The organism is Solimonas sp. SE-A11 (genome assembly GCF_030345715.1).
In the GTDB taxonomy this organism is placed as follows: domain Bacteria; phylum Pseudomonadota; class Gammaproteobacteria; order Nevskiales; family Nevskiaceae; genus Solimonas_A.
Map to the genome: position 1 here is coordinate 227705 of NZ_JAUASX010000003.1, position 17401 is coordinate 245105.

General features: G+C 66.5%; 17 protein-coding genes. 12 read left to right on the forward strand and 5 right to left on the reverse strand.

What is annotated here, in order from left to right; all coding sequences use genetic code 11:
• Nucleotides 1–260 precede the first annotated feature (260 nt).
• The 3 genes from QT386_RS05980 to QT386_RS05990 form a co-directional block, all read right to left on the reverse strand.
• A complete protein-coding gene (locus QT386_RS05980) occupies nt 261–1877 on the reverse strand; it encodes an FAD-dependent oxidoreductase (protein ID WP_289272833.1) in 1617 nt (538 codons plus the stop codon).
• A 93-nt stretch (nt 1878–1970) separates the two neighbouring features.
• The gene (locus tag QT386_RS05985) at nt 1971–3233 is read right to left on the reverse strand and encodes a polysaccharide pyruvyl transferase family protein (protein WP_289272834.1); all 1263 of its coding nucleotides are present in this window, start codon (nt 3231–3233) and stop codon (nt 1971–1973) included.
• A 32-nt stretch (nt 3234–3265) separates the two neighbouring features.
• Nucleotides 3266–4747: a lipopolysaccharide biosynthesis protein gene (locus tag QT386_RS05990; protein WP_289272835.1), complete on the reverse strand. Its 1482-nt coding sequence runs from the start codon at nt 4745–4747 to the stop codon at nt 3266–3268.
• Nucleotides 4748–5095: 348 nt separating this feature from the next.
• On the opposite strand from QT386_RS05990, the gene QT386_RS05995 reads away from it, so the two are divergent.
• The 6 genes from QT386_RS05995 (at nt 5096) to QT386_RS06020 (ending at nt 10770) form a co-directional block, all read left to right on the forward strand.
• On the forward strand, nt 5096–5671 hold the full coding sequence (locus QT386_RS05995) for an acyltransferase (protein WP_289272836.1): 576 nt from the start codon (nt 5096–5098) through the stop codon (nt 5669–5671).
• A 94-nt stretch (nt 5672–5765) separates the two neighbouring features.
• Entirely contained in the window at nt 5766–6884 is a 1119-nt protein-coding gene (locus QT386_RS06000; RefSeq protein ID WP_289272837.1) for a glycosyltransferase family 4 protein, read from the forward strand.
• A 10-nt stretch (nt 6885–6894) separates the two neighbouring features.
• The gene (locus QT386_RS06005; RefSeq protein WP_367401399.1) at nt 6895–7515 is read left to right on the forward strand and encodes a sugar transferase; all 621 of its coding nucleotides are present in this window, start codon (nt 6895–6897) and stop codon (nt 7513–7515) included.
• Entirely contained in the window at nt 7512–8180 is a 669-nt protein-coding gene (locus QT386_RS06010; protein ID WP_289272839.1) for an acetyltransferase, read from the forward strand. The genes QT386_RS06005 and QT386_RS06010 overlap by 4 nt, the downstream gene beginning before the upstream one ends.
• A gap of 50 nt (nt 8181–8230) precedes the next feature.
• Nucleotides 8231–9406 (forward strand): DegT/DnrJ/EryC1/StrS aminotransferase family protein, encoded by a 1176-nt coding sequence (locus tag QT386_RS06015; protein ID WP_289272840.1) that lies wholly within the window; start codon nt 8231–8233, stop codon nt 9404–9406.
• Nucleotides 9407–9582: 176 nt separating this feature from the next.
• Nucleotides 9583–10770: a polysaccharide biosynthesis/export family protein gene (locus tag QT386_RS06020; protein WP_289272841.1), complete on the forward strand. Its 1188-nt coding sequence runs from the start codon at nt 9583–9585 to the stop codon at nt 10768–10770.
• 100 nt (nt 10771–10870) lie between these two features.
• On the opposite strand, the gene QT386_RS06025 is transcribed toward QT386_RS06020, so the two are convergent.
• Nucleotides 10871–11314, reverse strand: coding sequence for a low molecular weight protein-tyrosine-phosphatase (locus QT386_RS06025; RefSeq protein WP_289272842.1), 444 nt, complete (start codon nt 11312–11314; stop codon nt 10871–10873).
• 7 nt (nt 11315–11321) lie between these two features.
• Nucleotides 11322–12095 carry an inositol monophosphatase family protein gene (locus QT386_RS06030; protein WP_289272843.1) on the reverse strand — a complete coding sequence of 258 codons (774 nt, stop codon included), beginning with the start codon at nt 12093–12095 and terminating at the stop codon, nt 11322–11324.
• Between the two features lie 54 nt (nt 12096–12149).
• Between QT386_RS06030 and QT386_RS06035 the strand changes: the two genes are divergently transcribed.
• The 6 genes from QT386_RS06035 (at nt 12150) to ndk (ending at nt 17398) form a co-directional block, all read left to right on the forward strand.
• On the forward strand, nt 12150–12968 hold the full coding sequence (locus QT386_RS06035) for an RNA methyltransferase (protein WP_289272844.1): 819 nt from the start codon (nt 12150–12152) through the stop codon (nt 12966–12968).
• 45 nt (nt 12969–13013) lie between these two features.
• Nucleotides 13014–13796, forward strand: coding sequence for a serine O-acetyltransferase (cysE, locus tag QT386_RS06040; protein ID WP_289272845.1), 783 nt, complete (start codon nt 13014–13016; stop codon nt 13794–13796).
• Nucleotides 13797–13826: 30 nt separating this feature from the next.
• Nucleotides 13827–14948, forward strand: a complete 1122-nt coding sequence (locus QT386_RS06045; protein WP_289272846.1) for a cysteine desulfurase family protein — start codon at nt 13827–13829, stop codon at nt 14946–14948.
• Complete coding sequence (locus QT386_RS06050) at nt 14945–16483, forward strand: aminotransferase class V-fold PLP-dependent enzyme (RefSeq protein ID WP_289272847.1); 1539 nt, start codon at nt 14945–14947, stop codon at nt 16481–16483. Before QT386_RS06045 ends, QT386_RS06050 begins: the two co-directional genes overlap by 4 nt.
• Complete coding sequence (locus tag QT386_RS06055; RefSeq protein ID WP_289272848.1) at nt 16480–16803, forward strand: iron-sulfur cluster assembly accessory protein; 324 nt, start codon at nt 16480–16482, stop codon at nt 16801–16803. Before QT386_RS06050 ends, QT386_RS06055 begins: the two co-directional genes overlap by 4 nt.
• Nucleotides 16804–16966: 163 nt before the next feature.
• A complete protein-coding gene (gene ndk / locus QT386_RS06060; RefSeq protein WP_289272849.1) occupies nt 16967–17398 on the forward strand; it encodes a nucleoside-diphosphate kinase in 432 nt (143 codons plus the stop codon).
• Nucleotides 17399–17401 lie beyond the last annotated feature (3 nt).

The window sequence follows — 17401 nt, forward strand, 5'->3', positions numbered from 1 at the left end:
CTGCTCGTCGACATGGAAGCGCGTACTGAAAGAGCATGCCGGTTGCAACATTTCATTAGCGTGAGAGACACGCAACCTGATTAGGGCGTCAGGTCATTGCTTGTGATTTAGGCATCGGGAAGGAGCGTCGATCCCTGCAAGCGCAGGGGTGAGTGCTTGCAGACTTACCGCCCGACGGACGAGAGATCGATGCCTATCGCCGCCCTACGAAAGCCCACCGGAAGGCGGGTCCATATGGCCATCATCCTTGTATCACCACGCTACTTGGCGAGATCCAGGACCTGCTTGTCGCTGCGCAGCTGCGCAGCGAGGGTCGGGTAGTCCACGTCTTGCACCGCGGCATTCTGGTTGATCGCCATCGCAGCGGCGGCGCCGGCGGCCTGTCCCATGATCATGTAGGTCGGCTCCAGGCGCAGGGACTGGAACGCCACCCGACTGGAAGACACGCAGACGCTGACCAGCAGGTTCGTGGCTTCGCTGGCCTTGGGTGTCAGCACGGCGTAGGGAATCTGGTAGGGCGGGATATCGGTGAACAGATGGCCCTCTGCCTGCACGGTGCCGCGGCGCGCGAACAGGCGGACGGTGTGGGAGTCGATCCAGTAGGAGCCCACGCCGATCGGCTTCTCGGCCTCGCGTGCGGTCAAGTGATTTTCCGTCAGCACGAAGCTGCCGAGCATGCGGCGCGCCTCGCGCACATAGAGCTGGCGGGGAAAATTGCCGTTGTCGATGTACTCGTCCTTGCAGTAGCCGAGCTTGTTGGCCGCCTTGCGCAGATCGACCGGCAAGCGAGGGCTCTTGGTCAGGAAATAAAGCAGTGACCGGACATAGCGCTCATGCGCGGCAGCGATCTCGCGGCGTTGTTCGGGCGTGGCCAGCGGATACTGGTGACTAGCGCCGACCAGATCGACCGACAGATCGCGCACGTTGTTGATGTCGAATTTGTCGTTCGGCAGCCCCTGCAGCGTCAACAGGCGATCCAGGCGCAGGCCTTCGCCGGAGGCGATCTTGGCCTCCGCCATGCGGGCCAGTGCCTCGAACTGTCCCGGGTCGTAGCCCGGCGGTGCTTCGAAGGGGACGCGGTTGTTGGCCTGGCGGGTCACACAGACGCGGTAGGTGAAGGCCTGCAGCCGGTCGTCCCCCGAGCCGTAGGGCCCCGGGCCTTCGGCATCCACCAGCGGAATCGTGCCGCTGGAGGGGTCGCCAGGAACAACGTACGGGTCGAAATTGACGTTGTGGCTGGCGCCGAACAAGCGCACGCCGGCGGAGGGCTCGTTGTATTGGCTGCTGGACTCGCGCCCGATCGCGAAGCCGACGCCCGCGGCTGCGAGCAGATCGCCTTCGTAGCTGGCATCGATGAACTGCTTGCCGGTGTAGTTCTTGCCGTCCGGGGTGGTCAGCACCTGCAAGGTGGTGCCGCTCTTGCCGACCGTGGACAAAGGTGAGCCGGTGATGACGGTGACCCCAGGGTGGGCGCAGGCCATACCACGCATGATCCTCTCGGCGACCTTGGGTTCGAAGTGCAGGCCATCCTGTACGCGACGCGGACCGTAGAAGCTACGGACCTGCTCGTAGAACTCGCGGGACATTCCGCCGATCGTTTCGAGCGACGCGAGATTCTTTACTTCGCCGACGCCGATGCCGTTGCCGAACTTACCGCCGACATAGGCGCTGGGCTCTAGCAGGATCACGGACTTGCCCAGCTTGGCCGCTTCCGAGGCGGCCGTGATGCCCGAAGGCGTGGCGCCGTAGACGATCACGTCTGCCGACGTGGGCAGGCCTGCCTGTGTCGAAGGAACGATGCATCGATCGGCTACTTCGGGTGGCGGACCGCCATTGCCTGAGCCGCCATCGCAGCCCGTGATCAGCAGGGCGGACATCAGTGAAGCTTGCACGAGGCTGCGATATGTCATCGGACCATATATCCCTTTATCTGCCAGGGCAGGCGCGCCCCGGCTATTTCCGCAATGAGCCTAGCCCAGCACTCGATCGTAGCCCGCCAGGATCTTCCGACGCGTCTCGGTGACCAGGCCTGCAATTTCCTTTGCTAACCGCTCGCGCTCTCCCAGGGCGACCTGGATCGACTCCCAGGCGTTGTCGACCCATCCGGCTTCGCGCACGGAGGGCACGGGCAGTGAGTAGTTCATGTCCGCGAGCACACCCCGAACCTTGCGCAGGATGGGTTCGATGGCGACGACTGGGGTGCCGGCTGTCATTGCCAGGACGCAGGTATGCAGGCGGTTGCTCACCACCAGGCACAGATGGGACAGCAGGGAGGCATACTCGCGGTACGAGAACTGGCGCTGGATCAGCGTGGCGCCGGACCGGCGGGCCAGTTCCTCCAGGAACCCGATGTCCGAGGACAGTTCGTTCGACAGCAGCACGACCTTCTTGCCCACCTTGCGGATACGGTCGATCAGGATCGTCCAGTCCTCGACCTTGCTCAGGCCGGTCTTTCCATTGACCACGATGGCTACGGTATCGCGGTCGATGCCGAGGGTTTGGGCCAGTGCCGCGCCCTCGTCCTTCGAGGCCGGTTCGGTCAGGAAGACCAGGTCCGGCACCAGATGCAGGCGCTCCCGGGAAACGCCCGAGGACACCAGCACTTCCAGGGACAGTGAATCGCGCACGCAGATGAAGTCGCACTGCTCGAACAGCTGGGCGAAGATCGGCGCGATGTGCGGCTGGGTGATTTCGTAGCTGAAGTTGACGACGCCGACCCGGCTGCCCTGCTGCCTGGCAGCCAACAGTTCGGTAAGCATGCGCAACGGCGGATCGATGCTTTCCGGATTAAGTTCCCCCGCCGGATTGAGGACGACATGGGACGAACGAGCGAAGATGCCGAGGCGCTGCGCGAACTCGGGCTGGTACAGGCCCACTCGCGCGGCCCAGCGGCGCAGTTGCAGGCGCGCCTTGAACTTCAGCAGGCGCTTGCTCTGGCCGCGTTCGAAGTACAGCTCGATGCGATTGTCTGGCGGTGGCGCGATCTGCGGCGTGACGCGGCACAGGCGGGTTACCCAGCGCTGGATGGTCTTCGCGGCAGCCTTGGGTCCATCGTTGAGCGCGCTCGAGACGAACTGGGCGAGATGGCGCGGCGCGCGTTCCAGCGCGACGGCAGTCTGTCCCCGCTCCGCTGCCTTTTGCTCAAGCAGGCGCATCAGTTCGGCAGACAGTGCTTCATTGCCGATGTTGACGGTGCGGACGCGCGTGATGGCGGTGATCAGTTTTTTGGTCATGATCGGATGATCGACGTGGGTAGCAAGTTGGTTCAGGTTTTCTTGCGCTTGCGGCTCAGCCCGCTGCGCATGGTCTGGTAGAAGCGCGATGATTGCAGGCGCCGCCGCATCAAAAGGGCCACGAGGCCTGCCAGGAGTATTCCCGGGAGGGGTGACAGCAGGACGATGGGCAGGGCTTGCAGCGACAGTGCGCGCAGTGCATCGGCAGTGATCCAGGCCGGCAGCCCGATCAGGGCGGCGAGGCCGACGCCAGGCAGGGCCGAAGCCAGTGCGCCCAGCAGCGTGGTCTGGGTCAGCCTTGCCGACAGGCGGGTGAGCAGCAGATATTCCAGGACCAGTGCCAGCATGACGCCGAAGGCCAGGCCGTTCACGCCCCAGGGCAGAAGGGCGAAGCTCAGGGACGGCACGGCGATCGCATAGACGGCCTGGTACCGCACCACGGCGCGCGTTTGCCCGAGCGCGCGGGCCAGGGTGCCCGATAGCTTGTAGCCGGTGCGCAGGAAGGTGCCGGCTGCCAGCCATTGCAGGGGAACGATGGCGCTTTCCCAGCCCTTGCCCAGGACGATCTGGATGATCTCGGGCGCCAGCAGGCACAGCAGCACACTGGCCGGCAGGGTGATGATGCCGAGTGCCGTCTGTACCGACCCGTAGGCCTGGCGCAGCCGCTCCGGCTGATCCTGGACGGCGGCCAGCACCGGGAACAGGATCTTGTCGACGATCAGGGCGAAGCCCAGTGCCGGGGCGGCGGTCAGCTGATAGGCGCGGCCGTAGGCGCCCAGGGCGGCGGCGCCGAGCCAACGGCCGCCGACGAACTTGTCACCCTGGTTGGCGATATAGCTGAGGAGTTCCACCGCGGTGACATCCAGCCCCAGCGGCAGGAGTTCACGCAGGGACTTGATGTCCAGGCTGCCGCGCTTGGCATGAGGCACCTGCATGCTCAGGATCAGGGTGCGGATGGCGGGTTGCGCCAGCTGCGCCACCACCAGTGACCATACCCCGGCGCCCATGTAGGCCGCGGCGATGCCGCAGCCACCGTAGCCCAGGAAATAGGAGGCGGCTTGCGAGCCGCCGATCACGCCGAAGCGGAAGTGCTTCTGCGCCAGCGCCTCGGCGACCACGCAGCTGGCGCGCAGGGGGAAGACCAGCGCCAGCGGCAACAGCAGGTCGGCCAGCCCGTCGATCCGGAACAGCGCCTCCAGCTGGTAGCGTCCCACGATCATCGCGGTTGCCGTCGCCACGCCCAGCAGCATCGTGGTCTGCCAGGCCGTCACAATATGGCGGGACTCGACGTTCTGGCGCTGTACCAGCGCCGGTCCCAGGCCCAGGCGGCAGAAGCTGTCACCGAGCAGGGTGATGACCTGGGCTGCGGTGATCATGCCGAAGGCGGTCGGGTCGAGCAGGCGAGCCAGGACGGCCAGGAACAGGATGCTGACGACCGCCTGCCCGGCGGTACTGCCGGTCAGCAGCAGGATGCCACGAAAGGACCGCGAGGCAAGTTGCGTGGGAGGAGACATGCGGTGGTACCCGCCAGGGTGGACTCGCGGCCGACGCCGGGCTGGGACGAAGCCTTGCAGGCTATGTTCGTCGGACCGTCCGGCGCTCCGTGGAGATGTCTGACGAGGGGGCGGGTGGTTTCGGGGCGGGCTGTTCGAGAGGATGAATTGTACGTGACATGCCCCGCCGCCGCAGCCTCGAAGCTGCGGGAAATCCTGCATGGGATGGCGCAATGTGCGATGGATCACACTCGCTACTGTCGCAAATGAGGGGGATTCGGTTGCCGCTGCCCTTGGCTCCGGGGGATAATCCACGATTCTACTGATGCCGTGCTCTGCGCGGCTCTCCGGTGATCATCACGAGGCCCCATGGAAGATCGAGCACGCTTTCGGCTGCGCGCGTTTGGCCGCGAGGGTCGTATCGCGACGCTGCTCCGCGAGGAAATCTGGATGTGGTTCGAGGCCTCCCTGGCCTGGGTGCCTGGACGTACGGGCCGTTTCCTGCGCGGATTCGTCTACGGGCGCCTGCTGGATTCCGACGGTCCCTTGGACATGGAAGAGGGCGTCTACATCCGGGCCCCCGGACTGCTTCGCTGCGGCAGGCGGGTTTCGCTGGGGCGCGATGTGCAACTGAATTGCCGTGGCGGCCTGACGATCGGGAGCAACGTAATGATCGGCCCCGGTACCCGCCTACTGACCAACGGGCACCGCATGGAGCGGACCGATATTCCCATGCGGGAGCAGGGGCTGTACGACAAGCCCATCAGCATCGGCGACGATGTCTGGATCGGCGCCAATGTCATGGTGCTGCCGGGCGTGACAATCGGCCGGGGCTCGGTGGTGGCGGCGGGTGCGGTCGTAACCAAGGACGTTCCGGAGTATTCCCTGGCGGTTGGCGTGCCGGCCAAGCCCGTGAAGAGCCGGCTGACGCCGCCGGCCGCCTAGCCGCCTGCCGGGCGGCCCCATGGCGGGGCCAGCCTTGCCCGACGGCTGTTCGGACCGCAGTGCCGCGGCCCGCGATGTGCAGAAAACTAGACCAATGAAGCGTTTCCTACTGATTGCGGGTTTTGCGGATTCAATCGTCAAATTCCGCGGGCGACTCATCGAGTCGGCCGCTAAGCGGGGCTATGAGGTTCACGTTGCCGCTCCGGAGCTCCTTGCCAGCACCGTGGGCTCCGAGCTGCGGGCGATGGGCGTGATCCTGCATGATATCCCGCTAGGGCGCTCTGGCCTGAACCCCTTTGCGGATCTGCGGACCTTACTGTCGTTGATCGTCCTGATCGGCCGCCTTCGACCCGAGGTGGTCCTGGGCTACACCATCAAGCCGGTGATTTACGGGACGCTGGCCGCCTGGATCATGCGGGTGCCGCGCCGCTTCGCCATGATCACTGGGCTGGGGCATGCGTTCCAGGAGCAGCAGGGCCGTGGGTTGCTGCGCCGGGTCGTCGAATACCTCTACGTCGTGGCGCTGCGCGGCGCGCACACCGTGTTCTTCCAGAATCCGGATGACGAGGCCCTGTTCCGCAATCTGAATATCATCAGGGCCAAGGCCCGAACCGTCGTGGTCAACGGATCCGGCGTCGACGTTGCGGAATATGCTGTGGCCCCGCTGCCGGCGGGGCATGCCTTCCTGCTGATCGCACGCCTGCTAGGAGACAAGGGCGTGCGCATCTACGCCGATGCAGCTCGCCGTTTGCGGCAGCGTCATCCCGGCGCGAAGTTTCGCCTCGTGGGCTGGATCGACCAGAACCCGAATGCCATCCGGCAGGACGAACTGGATGGCTGGGTCCGTGACGGTATTATCGAGCACCTCGGGCGCCTCGCGGATGTGCGGCCCGCCATCGCGGACACGAGTGTGTATGTGCTGCCTTCTTTCTACCGCGAAGGGACCCCCCGCACCGTGCTGGAGGCCATGGCCATGGGTCGCGCCGTGGTTACGACGGACGCTCCCGGCTGCCGGGAAACGGTGGTCGATGGTGAGAACGGCTTCCTGGTGCCGGTGAAGTCCGCCGATGCGCTGGAGGCCGCGATGGAGCGTTTCATCGCGGAGCCAGGCCTTGCGGCCCGCATGGGGCGGCGGTCCCGTGAAATCGCAGAAACCAAGTACGATGTGCATGCCGTGAACGAAGGCATGCTCCGTGAAATGGGAATCCAGTGAGCGGAAACAGATGCTGAAGCGAACCCTTGATGTGCTGGCCGCGCTGGTGGCCCTGATCCTGCTGGCGCCGATCCTGCTGGTCGTGGCCCTGCTGGTACGGATCAACCTGGGATCCCCCATCCTGTTTTCGCAGGTCCGGCCCGGTTTGCAGGGACGGCCGTTTCGCATGGTGAAGTTCCGCAGCATGCGCGACGCCCGTGATGCTGCCGGCAATCCGCTTCCCGACGACCAGCGACTGACGCGCTTCGGCATGCTGCTGCGCTCGACCAGCATGGACGAGTTGCCCGAACTGTGGAATGTGCTGCGCGGCGATATGAGCCTGGTGGGGCCGCGCCCCCTGCTGATGGAATACCTGCCGTTCTACACCCCGGAGCAGGCGCGGCGCCATCAAATGCGTCCCGGCGTCACGGGTTGGGCGCAGATCAACGGGCGCAATGCAATCAGCTGGGAAGAGAAGTTTGCCCTGGATGTCTGGTACGTCGACAACCAGTCGCTGTGGCTGGATATCAAGATTCTTCTGATGACCGTCAAGAAGGTGCTGATCCGCGACGGCATCAGCGCGGCCGATACCACGACCGCACACCGCTTCGACGACATGATCAGGGCCGCTCGCGCCAAGGCGCCGGAGTGACGCAGACGCAGCCCCTATTCGCCGTCTACGGCGCCAGCGGCTGCGGCCGGGGCATCATGCCGCTGGCGCGGGCGTCGGTCCTGGCGCGGGACATTCCCCTGGACCGGCTGGTGTTCATCGACGATTCCGGTGCCGCCGGCACGGTCAACGGGCAGGCCCTGCTAGGGTACGAGCAGTTCCTGCGCATGCCGGCGTCCGACCGCCACGTCGTGATTGCCATCGCCAACTCGAGAGTACGCGAGAAGCTGGCCCTGCGGACGGCCGCGGATGGTGTGTTGCCCTGGACCGTGACGGCGCAGAATGCCGTGGTCATGGACGACGTCGTCATCGGCGAGGGCGCGGCCATCAGCCCCTTCGTCACAATCACGTCCAACATCCGCATCGGCCGTCACTTTCACGCCAACCTCTACAGCTATGTTGAGCACGACTGCGAGATCGGCGATTTCGTCACCTTTGCCCCGGGCGTAAAATGCAACGGCAACATCCGCATCGAGGATCATGCCTACATTGGCGCCGGGGCCATGCTCAGGCAGGGGCAGCCGGGCAAACCCCTGGTGATCGGCAGGGGAGCGACGGTAGGAATGGGAGCCGTGGTCACCCGGGATGTGCCGGCCGGGATGACGGTCGTGGGCAATCCGGCGCGCCCGCTGAAGAAACCAACATGAACGGCCGTGCCGGAGCCATTCCGGCATCGCCCCAGCCGCGAGTCTGAACAGTGCTCAACACGCCGTTTTCTCCTTGGCCGTCCTTTTCCACTGAAGAGGCCGATGCCGTACGCGCCGTCCTGGCGTCTAACCGCGTCAACTACTGGACGGGCACCGAGGGCCGGGAGTTCGAGAAGGAATTTGCCGCCTGGGCCGGCACGAGCCATGCCGTGGCGTTGACCAACGGCACGGTCGCCCTGGACTTGGCGCTGAAGGTCCTGGGGGTGGGCAGAGGCGATGAGGTGATCGTTACCTCGCGTACTTTTCTGGCGTCTGCATCGAGCATCGTGACCGCAGGGGCCACCCCGGTCTTCGCCGATGTGGACCGCGACTCCCAGAACGTATCCGCCGAGACTATCCGGGCGGTGCTCTCGCCACGGACGCGGGCGATCATCTGCGTGCACCTGGCGGGATGGCCCTGTGACATGGATCCGATCATGGAACTGGCGCGCGAGCGCGACCTGTTCGTGATCGAGGACTGCGCACAGGCCCATGGTGCTCATTACAAGGGACGCCCCGTCGGCGGTATCGGCCATGTCGGGGCCTGGTCGTTCTGCCAGGACAAGATCATGACCACCGGAGGCGAGGGGGGCATGGTCACGACCAATGATCCCGCACTCTGGTCCGCGATGTGGTCCTACAAGGACCATGGCAAGAGCTGGGATGCCGTCTACAACCGCCAGCATCCCCCCGGATTCCGTTGGGTCCACGATTCCTTCGGCACCAACTGGCGCATGATCGAGATGCAGGCCGTGATCGGGCGCCTGCAGCTCAAGCGCATGCCGGACTGGACGGCGCGTCGCCTGGAGAATGCCGGGCGGATCTGGAGCACCGCGGCTGAGTTTCCCGCGCTCAGGGTGCCGGCGATCCCCCAGGGCATCGGACATGCCGCTTACAAGTGCTATGTCTTCGTGGAGCCGGGGCTTCTCGCCGAGGGGTGGAGCCGAGATCGCATCATGTCGGAGATCAACGCGCTCGGAGTGCCCTGTTATTCCGGGTCCTGCTCGGAGGTCTACCTCGAGCGGGCCTTCGAGCAGACCTCTTGGCGTCCGGCCGAGCGGCTGCCGGTGGCCAGGGAACTGGGCGAGACGAGCCTGATGTTCCTGGTACACCCGACGCTCCAACCCGCCGAGATCGACAAGACCTGTGAGGCCATCCGCCAGGTCATGCAGGCCTCTTCGGCCTGAGGCGAGACGCGCGTCTTATTGAAGACCAGTGAATCCGGGTAAGATGAACTGGCTCAAGGCCGGCGCAGCGCGCGTGGCCTGTGCAGGCAGGGCGAGCGGCTCTGTGCGGAGCCCTTCAGCCGCGAGTCAGCGGGGCCAGGGACGGCCAGGAACAAGACACCAAGTCGGGAGATGCCATGCAGCTGTTTTCATTTAGTCCGGTTCTCGGACGGCGCGCAGCGCCGATCGTTGCCGCCGTCATGCTCGCCGGGTGCTCGATCACCCCGGGTATGCGTAACGATATCGACGACGGCCGAGTCTCTGTACCTGGCCTCGAGATCGTCAAGGTAACCCCGGAGGTCGTTGTCGCGGAGGCGCTGGCCTCGCGCACCGCGAGACCGGCCGCAGCCAGCCTGGCGGGCATGCAAGGCGCAGCCGATGCCTACGTTTACCGCATCGGGGTTGGCGACGTGCTTCGCGTTGTCGTCTGGGAGCGTCCCGAACTGAACAACCCCAGCGGCCAAGCCCAGGGCGATGCTTCTGCCAGCGGCCGAGTCGTCGACTCCGACGGGACCATCTTTTTCCCATACGTCGGCAAGACCCAGGCCGCAGGCCTGACCGCCGCGGAACTGCGCGCGAACCTCACCCGCTCGCTGACCCGCCTCATCCGTGAGCCGCAGGTAGACGTGCGCGTGATCGAGTTCCGCTCGCAGCGCATCTACATCACGGGTGAAGTGGCCAAGCCGGGCATGGTCTTCCTAAACGAGACTGCCTCGGGCGTGCTGGACGTGATTGCCGCTTCGGGGGGATTTACCGAACTGTCCAACCGTCGCCACGTGCTGTTGACGCGTGACGGAGTGGTCACCGAGCTGAACCTGGAAAAGATTGGTCGTGGCGATGTCCAGGCCAATGTTCGCCTGCAGGCGAACGACCAGGTGCATGTCGACGATGTTTCCGACGACAAGATTTTCCTGCTGGGTGATTTCGTGACCCAGAAGACCATCGTGCGCCAGCGTACGGACATTTCCCTGGCAGAGGCCCTGACCGCCGGAGGTGGCCTGGACAAGCTGGGTGCCAATGCCGGCGCGATCTTCGTCTTCCGCCGCAGGGATGCCGGTGCTCCGGCGGAGCCCGTCCCGGCGATCGCCAGCGGCCAGCCGGCGGCCTCGCGCAGCGCCGACGCGAGCGGTTCGCTGTTGCCGAAGGTCTATGCGCTGGATCTTTCCCGCGCGGAGGGCCTGCTGCTGGCGGAGCGCTTCCCCCTGCAGCCGCGTGACGTCGTCTATGTCGCCTCGACGGACTTCTCGAAGTACAACCGCATCATCAATCAGCTGCTGCCGACGATCTCGGCAACCTTCCAGCTGGATCGCCTGATCAACGATTGATGAACGGGCTGTCGTGGCTGGCGGCAACGGTGGAACTCCGTGCCGCGGGTCACGGCGGATCGCAGCGCAATCCATGAAATCGCCGGCTTTGCCGGCGGTTTTATTTTGGCTGGAGATACGTCATCCATCGCTCCACGCCGGTGTCGATGTCGGCATAGGCTTTCTCGAAGGCGGCCAGCGGCAGGCGGTAGGGATCCTCCACGTCGAGGTTGCCGTTCCACTTCAATATCTTGTGGACGCGGCCCCGCAGCTGCGGATACTGGCGATTGATCCAGTCGCTGTGAGTCTGGTCCATGGTCAGGATCAGGTCCATCGACGACAGCAGCCCCAGGGTCGCCTGCTGGGCACGATGCGAGGTGATGTCGTGATTCTTCGCCCGCATGACATCAATAGCATGGCCATCGGCCGGGGCTCCGACGAGCGCGCCGATGCCGGCCGAGACCACCATGTTGTCCCCGCCTTGAAGGCGGGCCTTGAGCAGGCCCTCGCCAATGGGGCTGCGGCAGATGTTGCCTGTGCAGATGACGGCGATCTTCTTGAACATGCTGCGTTCAGGACTTCAGGATTTCGTGGATCGGATCGGCCATTTTCGCCGAGGCGGCAAAGACATGGCCGGTGTTCAGCGGGTCGTCATTCTCGTCCAGCAGTTCCCGCACCGTGCCGCCGGCTTCCTGGACCAGCACGATGCCGGCTGCCATGTCCCAGGGCTTCAGGTTGAACTCCCAGAACGCCTCGAAGCGTCCGGCGGCAACGTAGGCCAGGTCCAGGGCTGCGGACCCGGCGCGGCGGACACCGGCGGTCTGGGCGGCGATCCGCTGCAGCGTCGGCAGGTAGCGCTCCATGTACTCCTCGCGCAGCGGCACGCCGGTGCCGATCAGGGCCTGGTCCAGGTCCTTGCAGTTGCTGACGCGGATGCGGCGGTTGTTGAGCAGGGCGCCCGAGCCGCGGGAGGCCACATACAGGTCCTGGGTGCAGGGGGCGTAGATCACGCCGTGCTCGAGGCGCCCCTTGACCTGGATGCCGATAGACACCGCGAAATGCGGGATCCGGTGCAGGAAGTTGGTGGTACCGTCCAGCGGGTCGATGATCCAGGTGACATCGCTGTCGCCGTGGGCACCGCTTTCCTCCGCCAGGATCGCGTGCTGGGGGTAGGCCTTGCGGATGATCGCGATGATCTCCTGCTCGGCGCCCCGGTCCACCTGGGTCACGAAGTCGTTGCGGCTCTTGCGCTCGATCACCAGCTGATCGGAGCGCTCGAAGTTGCGCATGATGAAGTTGCCGCCCGCCCGGGCGGCGGAAACGGCGATATTGACCAGCGGATGCATGGCAGGACCGAAGGAATGGAAAGGAGCGAAGGAGAGGACGATAGAATATCACGCATGTCTTCCGAAACCGCCCCCGCCCGCGCCCCGGAGCCCCCTGCGGGCCCCCTGGCGAACCTCCGCGTCGTCCTTGTCTCCACCCAGCACCCGGGCAACATCGGCTCGGTGGCCCGGGCCATGCTGACCATGGGCCTGACCGAACTGGTGCTGGTCAACCCCGAGCGCTACCCCCACCCCCAGGCCCGGGCCAATGCCGCCGGGGCCCTGGAGGTGCTGGACCGGGCCCGGGTGGTCTCCAGCCTCGACGAGGCCCTGGTCGGCTGCGGCTGGGTGGTGGGTCTGTCGGCCCGGGTCCGGCACCTGGGTGACGAGCCGCTGACCCCCTGGGCCACGGCCGAGCGCGCCATGGCTCTGTCGGTCAGCGCCCCGGTGGCCCTGATGTTCGGTTGCGAACGCACCGGCCTGACCAACGAGGAACTGGATCGTTGCCATGCCCGGGCGCTGATTCCCGCCAACCCCGGCTATACCTCGCTGAACCTGTCCCAGGCCGTCCAGATCATGGCCTACGAGCTGCGCAAGGTGGCCTTCCCCGAGGTGCCCAAGGTCTCCTCCAAGGACGGCCACCCCTGGTACGAGGCCCCCTCGGCCGACGACCTGGAGCGCTACTACGAGCACCTGCAGCGCATCCTGCTGTCCACCGGTTTCCTGGACCCGGCCAACCCCCGCCACCTGATGCGGCGCCTGCGGCAGTTCTATGGACGCGCCATGCCGGACCGCAACGAGCTCAACATCCTGCGCGGCATCCTGACCTCCTTCGAGCGCCCCAAGGGCCGGCGTATCCCGCTGGAGCCCAGCGACGAGGCCGGCGGGGAATAGCGGAACGGTCTAGAATCCGCGCCTCATTGCGACCCCGAGACCGTCATGTTCGCCCGCATCCGTGAAGACATTGCCAGCGTGTTCCAGCGCGACCCTGCCGCGCGCACCACCTGGGAAGTGCTCACCTGCTATCCGGGGCTGCACGCCGTCTGGATGCACCGCATCGCCCATGCCCTGTGGAACGGCGGCTGGCGCTGGCTGGCACGCTGGACCGCCCACTGGTCGCGCTGGCTGACCGGCATCGAGATCCATCCGGGTGCGAAGATCGGCCGCCGCCTGTTCATCGACCACGGCATGGGCGTGGTGATCGGCGAGACCGCCGAGATCGGCGACGACGTCACCCTCTACCAGGGCGTCACCCTGGGCGGCACCAGCTGGAACCAGGGCAAGCGCCACCCCACACTGGGCAACAAGGTGGTGGTCGGTGGTGGCGCCAAGGTGCTGGGGCCGTTCACGGTGGGCGAGGGTGCGCGCATCGGTTCCAACGCTGTGGTGGTCAAGGAAGTACCGCCTGGCGCCACGGCGGTGGGTATCCCCGCGCGCATCGTGCAGGAGCAGATCGAGCCCTCCGAGCAGGTCAAGGCCATCGCCCAGACCCTGGGCTTCGATGCCTATGGCCTGTCCAAGGACATGCCGGATCCCGTGGCTGGTGCCATCTCGCGCATGCTCAGCCACATCCAGGAGCTGGACGAACGCGTCGTGCAGCTGTGCAGGGTGCTGCACCAGATGGACGCCCGCATGCCGGAGACCGAGCTGTCGAAGCTCGACCTGCCGGAATTCTGTGCGGAAGGCCCCGTCGTGAAAAGCGGCGGCTCTCAGGCCGACTGAGAAACGGCCGCCCTCGCGGGTAGCGATCCCATGCCCACCTACCTCGACCACAACGCCACCACCCGCGTCGACCCGCGCGTGCTGGAAGCCATGCTGCCCTACTTGTCGGGGCCCTACGGCAATGCCTCCTCGCTGCACCGCTATGGTCGCGCCGCGCGCGACGCCGTGGAGCAGGCGCGTGCCCAGGTCGCGCAGCTGATCAACGCCCAGCCCGGCGAGATACTCTGGACCTCCGGCGGTACCGAGTCCAACAACCTCGCGCTGAAGGGCACCACCGACCGCGTCGCGCCCACGCGCCTGCTTTATGGCGTCACCGAGCACCCGGCGGTGATGGAGGCGGCCGAGTCGCTGAAGGAGCGAGGCTGGCAGGTCGAGCCGGTGGCGGTGAATGCCGACGGCCTGGTCGACTGGCCCGCCTTTGAACGCCAGCTCGGCGCCGGCCCCGTGCGCCTGGTGGCCCTGATGCGTGCCAACAACGAGACCGGTGTGATCCAGGACATCGGCCGCGCGGCGGCCCTGGTCCATGCCGCCGGCGCCTGGCTGCACGTGGATGCCGTGCAGGCGGCCGGCAAGATTCCGGTGGACTTCGACGCGCTGCAGGCTGATCTGATGAGCCTGTCCAGCCACAAGATCTATGGCCCCAAGGGCATTGGCGCGCTGGCGGTTAAGAGCCACGTCGAACTCACACCCCTGCATCATGGCGGCGCCCAGGAGCGCGGCCTGCGCGGCGGTACCGAGAACGTGGCCAGCATCGTCGGCTTCGGCGTCGCCGCCGAACTGGCCCTGCAGGAACTGGAGGCCCGCGCCCACCATGTCCTGGCGCTGCGCCGTCCGCTCGAGCAGGGCCTGCGGGAAATCCCCGGCATTCGCATCTTCGGCGAGTCGGCCGAGCGCCTGCCCAATACCGTGCAGTTCGCGCTCGCCGGTTACGACGGCGAGGCCCTGCTGATGCAGCTGGACCGCAAGGGTTTCGCCGTCTCCAGCGGTTCCGCCTGTGCCAGCGGCCTGGGTGAGCCCAGCCACGTGCTGATCGGCATGGGCCTGGACCGCGACACCGCCAAGGGCGCCATCCGCGTCAGCCTCGGCCAGGACAACAAGCCCGCGGAGATCGAGCAGTTCCTCGTCGCACTGCGCGGCTTCGTGTCGGCATGATCTACCTCGACCACGCCGCCACCACGCCCCTGGATCCGGCGGTGCTGCAGGCCATGCTGCCCTGGCTGCAGGGCCGCTTCGGCAATCCCGCCTCCGACCACGCCTGGGGCCAGGCCGCCCGCGCCGCCGTGGAGCGCGCCCGCAGCCAGGTCGCCGCCCTGCTGGGGGCGCAGCCGGAGGAGATCATCTGGACCTCCGGCGCCACCGAGGCCAACAACCTCGCGATCAAGGGCGCCCTGGAGTTCCGAGGGCTGCGCGGCGCTCATATGGTCACCGCCCGCACCGAGCACAAGTCGGTGGTCGACAGCGTGCGCCAGCTCGAGAGCCAGGGCCTGCGGGTCACCTGGCTCAAGCCCGACGCCCAGGGCCTGATTACCGCGGAGCAGGTGCTGGCGGCACTGACGCCGGATACCGCCCTGGTCTCGCTGATGTGGGTCAACAACGAAACCGGCGGCATCAATCCGGTGGAGGCCCTGGCGCCGCTGCTGCGCGAGCGCGGCATCCTGTTCCATGTCGATGCCGTGCAGGCCGCCGGCAAGCTGCCGATCGACCTGTCGCGCACCCCCGCCGACCTGCTGTCGCTGTCCGCGCACAAGCTCTATGGTCCCCAGGGCATCGGCGCGCTGTTCGTGCGCAAGCGTCCGCGCGCGCGCTTGAGCCCCCAGTTGCACGGCGGTGGCCACGAGCAAGGCATGCGCTCCGGCACGCTGCCCACCCACCAGATCGCGGGTTTCGGCGAGGCCTGCCGCATCGCCGGCGAGCGGATGGCGGAGGAGGGTGCGCGCCTGTCCGCTTTGCGTGATCGCCTGCAGCAGCTTCTGCAGGCCGCGCTGCCAGGCCTGCACCTGAATGGCCACCCGCAATCCCGCGCTCCCGGCATCCTCAACCTCTCCTTCGAGGGTGTGGAGGGCGAAAGCCTGCGAGCCAGCCTGGGAGACCTGGCCGTGTCCAGCGGCTCCGCCTGCTCCTCGGCCACACGCGAGCCGTCCTATGTCTTGCGCGCGCTGGGGCGCGACGACGAGCTGGCCGGCGCCTCGCTGCGCTTCTCCCTGGGCCGCGGCACGACCCCGGCGGAGGTCGACCAGGCCGCCGCCCGGGTGATCGGCGCGGTCGGCAGCCTTCGCCGGATCGCCGGCAGCGGCACCGCCGCCCTCGTGTCACCGCCGCTCAACGCCCATGGCTACGCCGCCCCCGTCTGGGCCGCCTTCTCCGATCCGCGGCATGCCGCCACCCTGCCGGAGGGCGCTATCGCCGCCAGCGCCGGCAGCCCGGCGGGCGCCCTGCGGCTGCGCCTGCAGGCCGAGCTGGACGGCCGGCGCATCGTCCGGGCTGCCTGGCAGGCCTATGGCTGCCCGGTCACCCTGGCGGTGGGCGAGTGGCTGGCGGGCTGGCTGGAAGGCCGGTCGGCCGGGGAACTCCAGCTGTCGGCGGCCGATCTGAGGGCTGCGCTTGAAATCGGCGACGACAAGGCCCAATGTGCCTTATTGGGCGAGGACGCCGTCCTGGCCCTGGAACGACAGATGAGCTTGGCATGACGATTCAACTGACCCCCAGCGCCGCCCGGCGCATCGAAACCCAGCTGGCCAACCGCGGCAAGGGCCTTGGCCTGCGTCTCGGCGTGCGCAAGTCCGGTTGCTCCGGATACGCCTACGTCATTGATTATGCGGACGAAGTAAAGCCGGGTGAGGAAGTGTTCGAGCAGCACGGGGCCAAGATCGTGATTCACCCTGAGCACCTGCCCGTGCTCGCCGGCCTGACCCTGGACTTCCAGAAGCAGGGCCTGAACGAGGCCTTCAAGTTCCTCAATCCCAACGTCAAGGGCGAGTGCGGCTGCGGCGAGAGCTTCACCGTCTGAGTCCCCGGTCGGCCCCGTAGGCGGAAATATCCGCCTTCATACAATTGCCGCAGTGCGGCAATACCCTTTACAATTCCTTGTTTTACGAGGGCTTATAGCCCGGCCGGATCGCAATCGGCTGGCCTGGGCCCGCTTCCTCCCGCCTTTTCAAGGAGTTTCACCCGTGGCTGTCGAACGCACCCTTTCCATCATCAAGCCGGACGCTGTCGGCAAGAACCACATTGGCGAGATCTACTCCCGCTTCGAGAAGGCCGGCCTGAAGATCGTTGCCTCGCGCATGACGCACCTGACCTCGGGTGAAGCCGAAGGCTTCTACGCCGAGCACAGCGCGCGCGGCTTCTTCAAGGATCTCGTCAGCTTCATGACCAGCGGCCCGGTCGTCGTGTCCGTGCTGGAAGGCGAGAACGCCGTCCTGGCCCACCGCGACATCATGGGCGCCACCGACCCGAAGAAGGCCGCGCCGGGCACCATCCGCGCCGACTTCGCCGCCTCGATCGACGAGAACGCCGTCCACGGTTCGGACAGCGTCGACAGCGCCAAGCGCGAGATCGGCTACTTCTTCCGCGCCACCGAGCTCTGCCCGCGCACGCGCTAAGCC

Coding starts and splice junctions, on each gene's coding strand:
- QT386_RS05985 (WP_289272834.1), bottom strand. CDS start 3,233: ATGACCAAAAAACTGATCACCGCCATCACGCGCGTCCGCACCGTCAAC.
- QT386_RS06030 (WP_289272843.1), bottom strand. CDS start 12,095: ATGCATCCGCTGGTCAATATCGCCGTTTCCGCCGCCCGGGCGGGCGGC.
- QT386_RS05990 (WP_289272835.1), bottom strand. CDS start 4,747: ATGTCTCCTCCCACGCAACTTGCCTCGCGGTCCTTTCGTGGCATCCTG.
- QT386_RS06035 (WP_289272844.1), top strand. CDS start 12,150: ATGTCTTCCGAAACCGCCCCCGCCCGCGCCCCGGAGCCCCCTGCGGGC.
- QT386_RS05980 (WP_289272833.1), bottom strand. CDS start 1,877: ATGTCCGCCCTGCTGATCACGGGCTGCGATGGCGGCTCAGGCAATGGC.
- QT386_RS06000 (WP_289272837.1), top strand. CDS start 5,766: ATGAAGCGTTTCCTACTGATTGCGGGTTTTGCGGATTCAATCGTCAAA.
- QT386_RS06045 (WP_289272846.1), top strand. CDS start 13,827: ATGCCCACCTACCTCGACCACAACGCCACCACCCGCGTCGACCCGCGC.
- QT386_RS05995 (WP_289272836.1), top strand. CDS start 5,096: ATGGAAGATCGAGCACGCTTTCGGCTGCGCGCGTTTGGCCGCGAGGGT.
- QT386_RS06005 (WP_367401399.1), top strand. CDS start 6,895: ATGCTGAAGCGAACCCTTGATGTGCTGGCCGCGCTGGTGGCCCTGATC.
- QT386_RS06025 (WP_289272842.1), bottom strand. CDS start 11,314: ATGTTCAAGAAGATCGCCGTCATCTGCACAGGCAACATCTGCCGCAGC.
- QT386_RS06050 (WP_289272847.1), top strand. CDS start 14,945: ATGATCTACCTCGACCACGCCGCCACCACGCCCCTGGATCCGGCGGTG.
- cysE (WP_289272845.1), top strand. CDS start 13,014: ATGTTCGCCCGCATCCGTGAAGACATTGCCAGCGTGTTCCAGCGCGAC.
- QT386_RS06055 (WP_289272848.1), top strand. CDS start 16,480: ATGACGATTCAACTGACCCCCAGCGCCGCCCGGCGCATCGAAACCCAG.
- QT386_RS06020 (WP_289272841.1), top strand. CDS start 9,583: ATGCAGCTGTTTTCATTTAGTCCGGTTCTCGGACGGCGCGCAGCGCCG.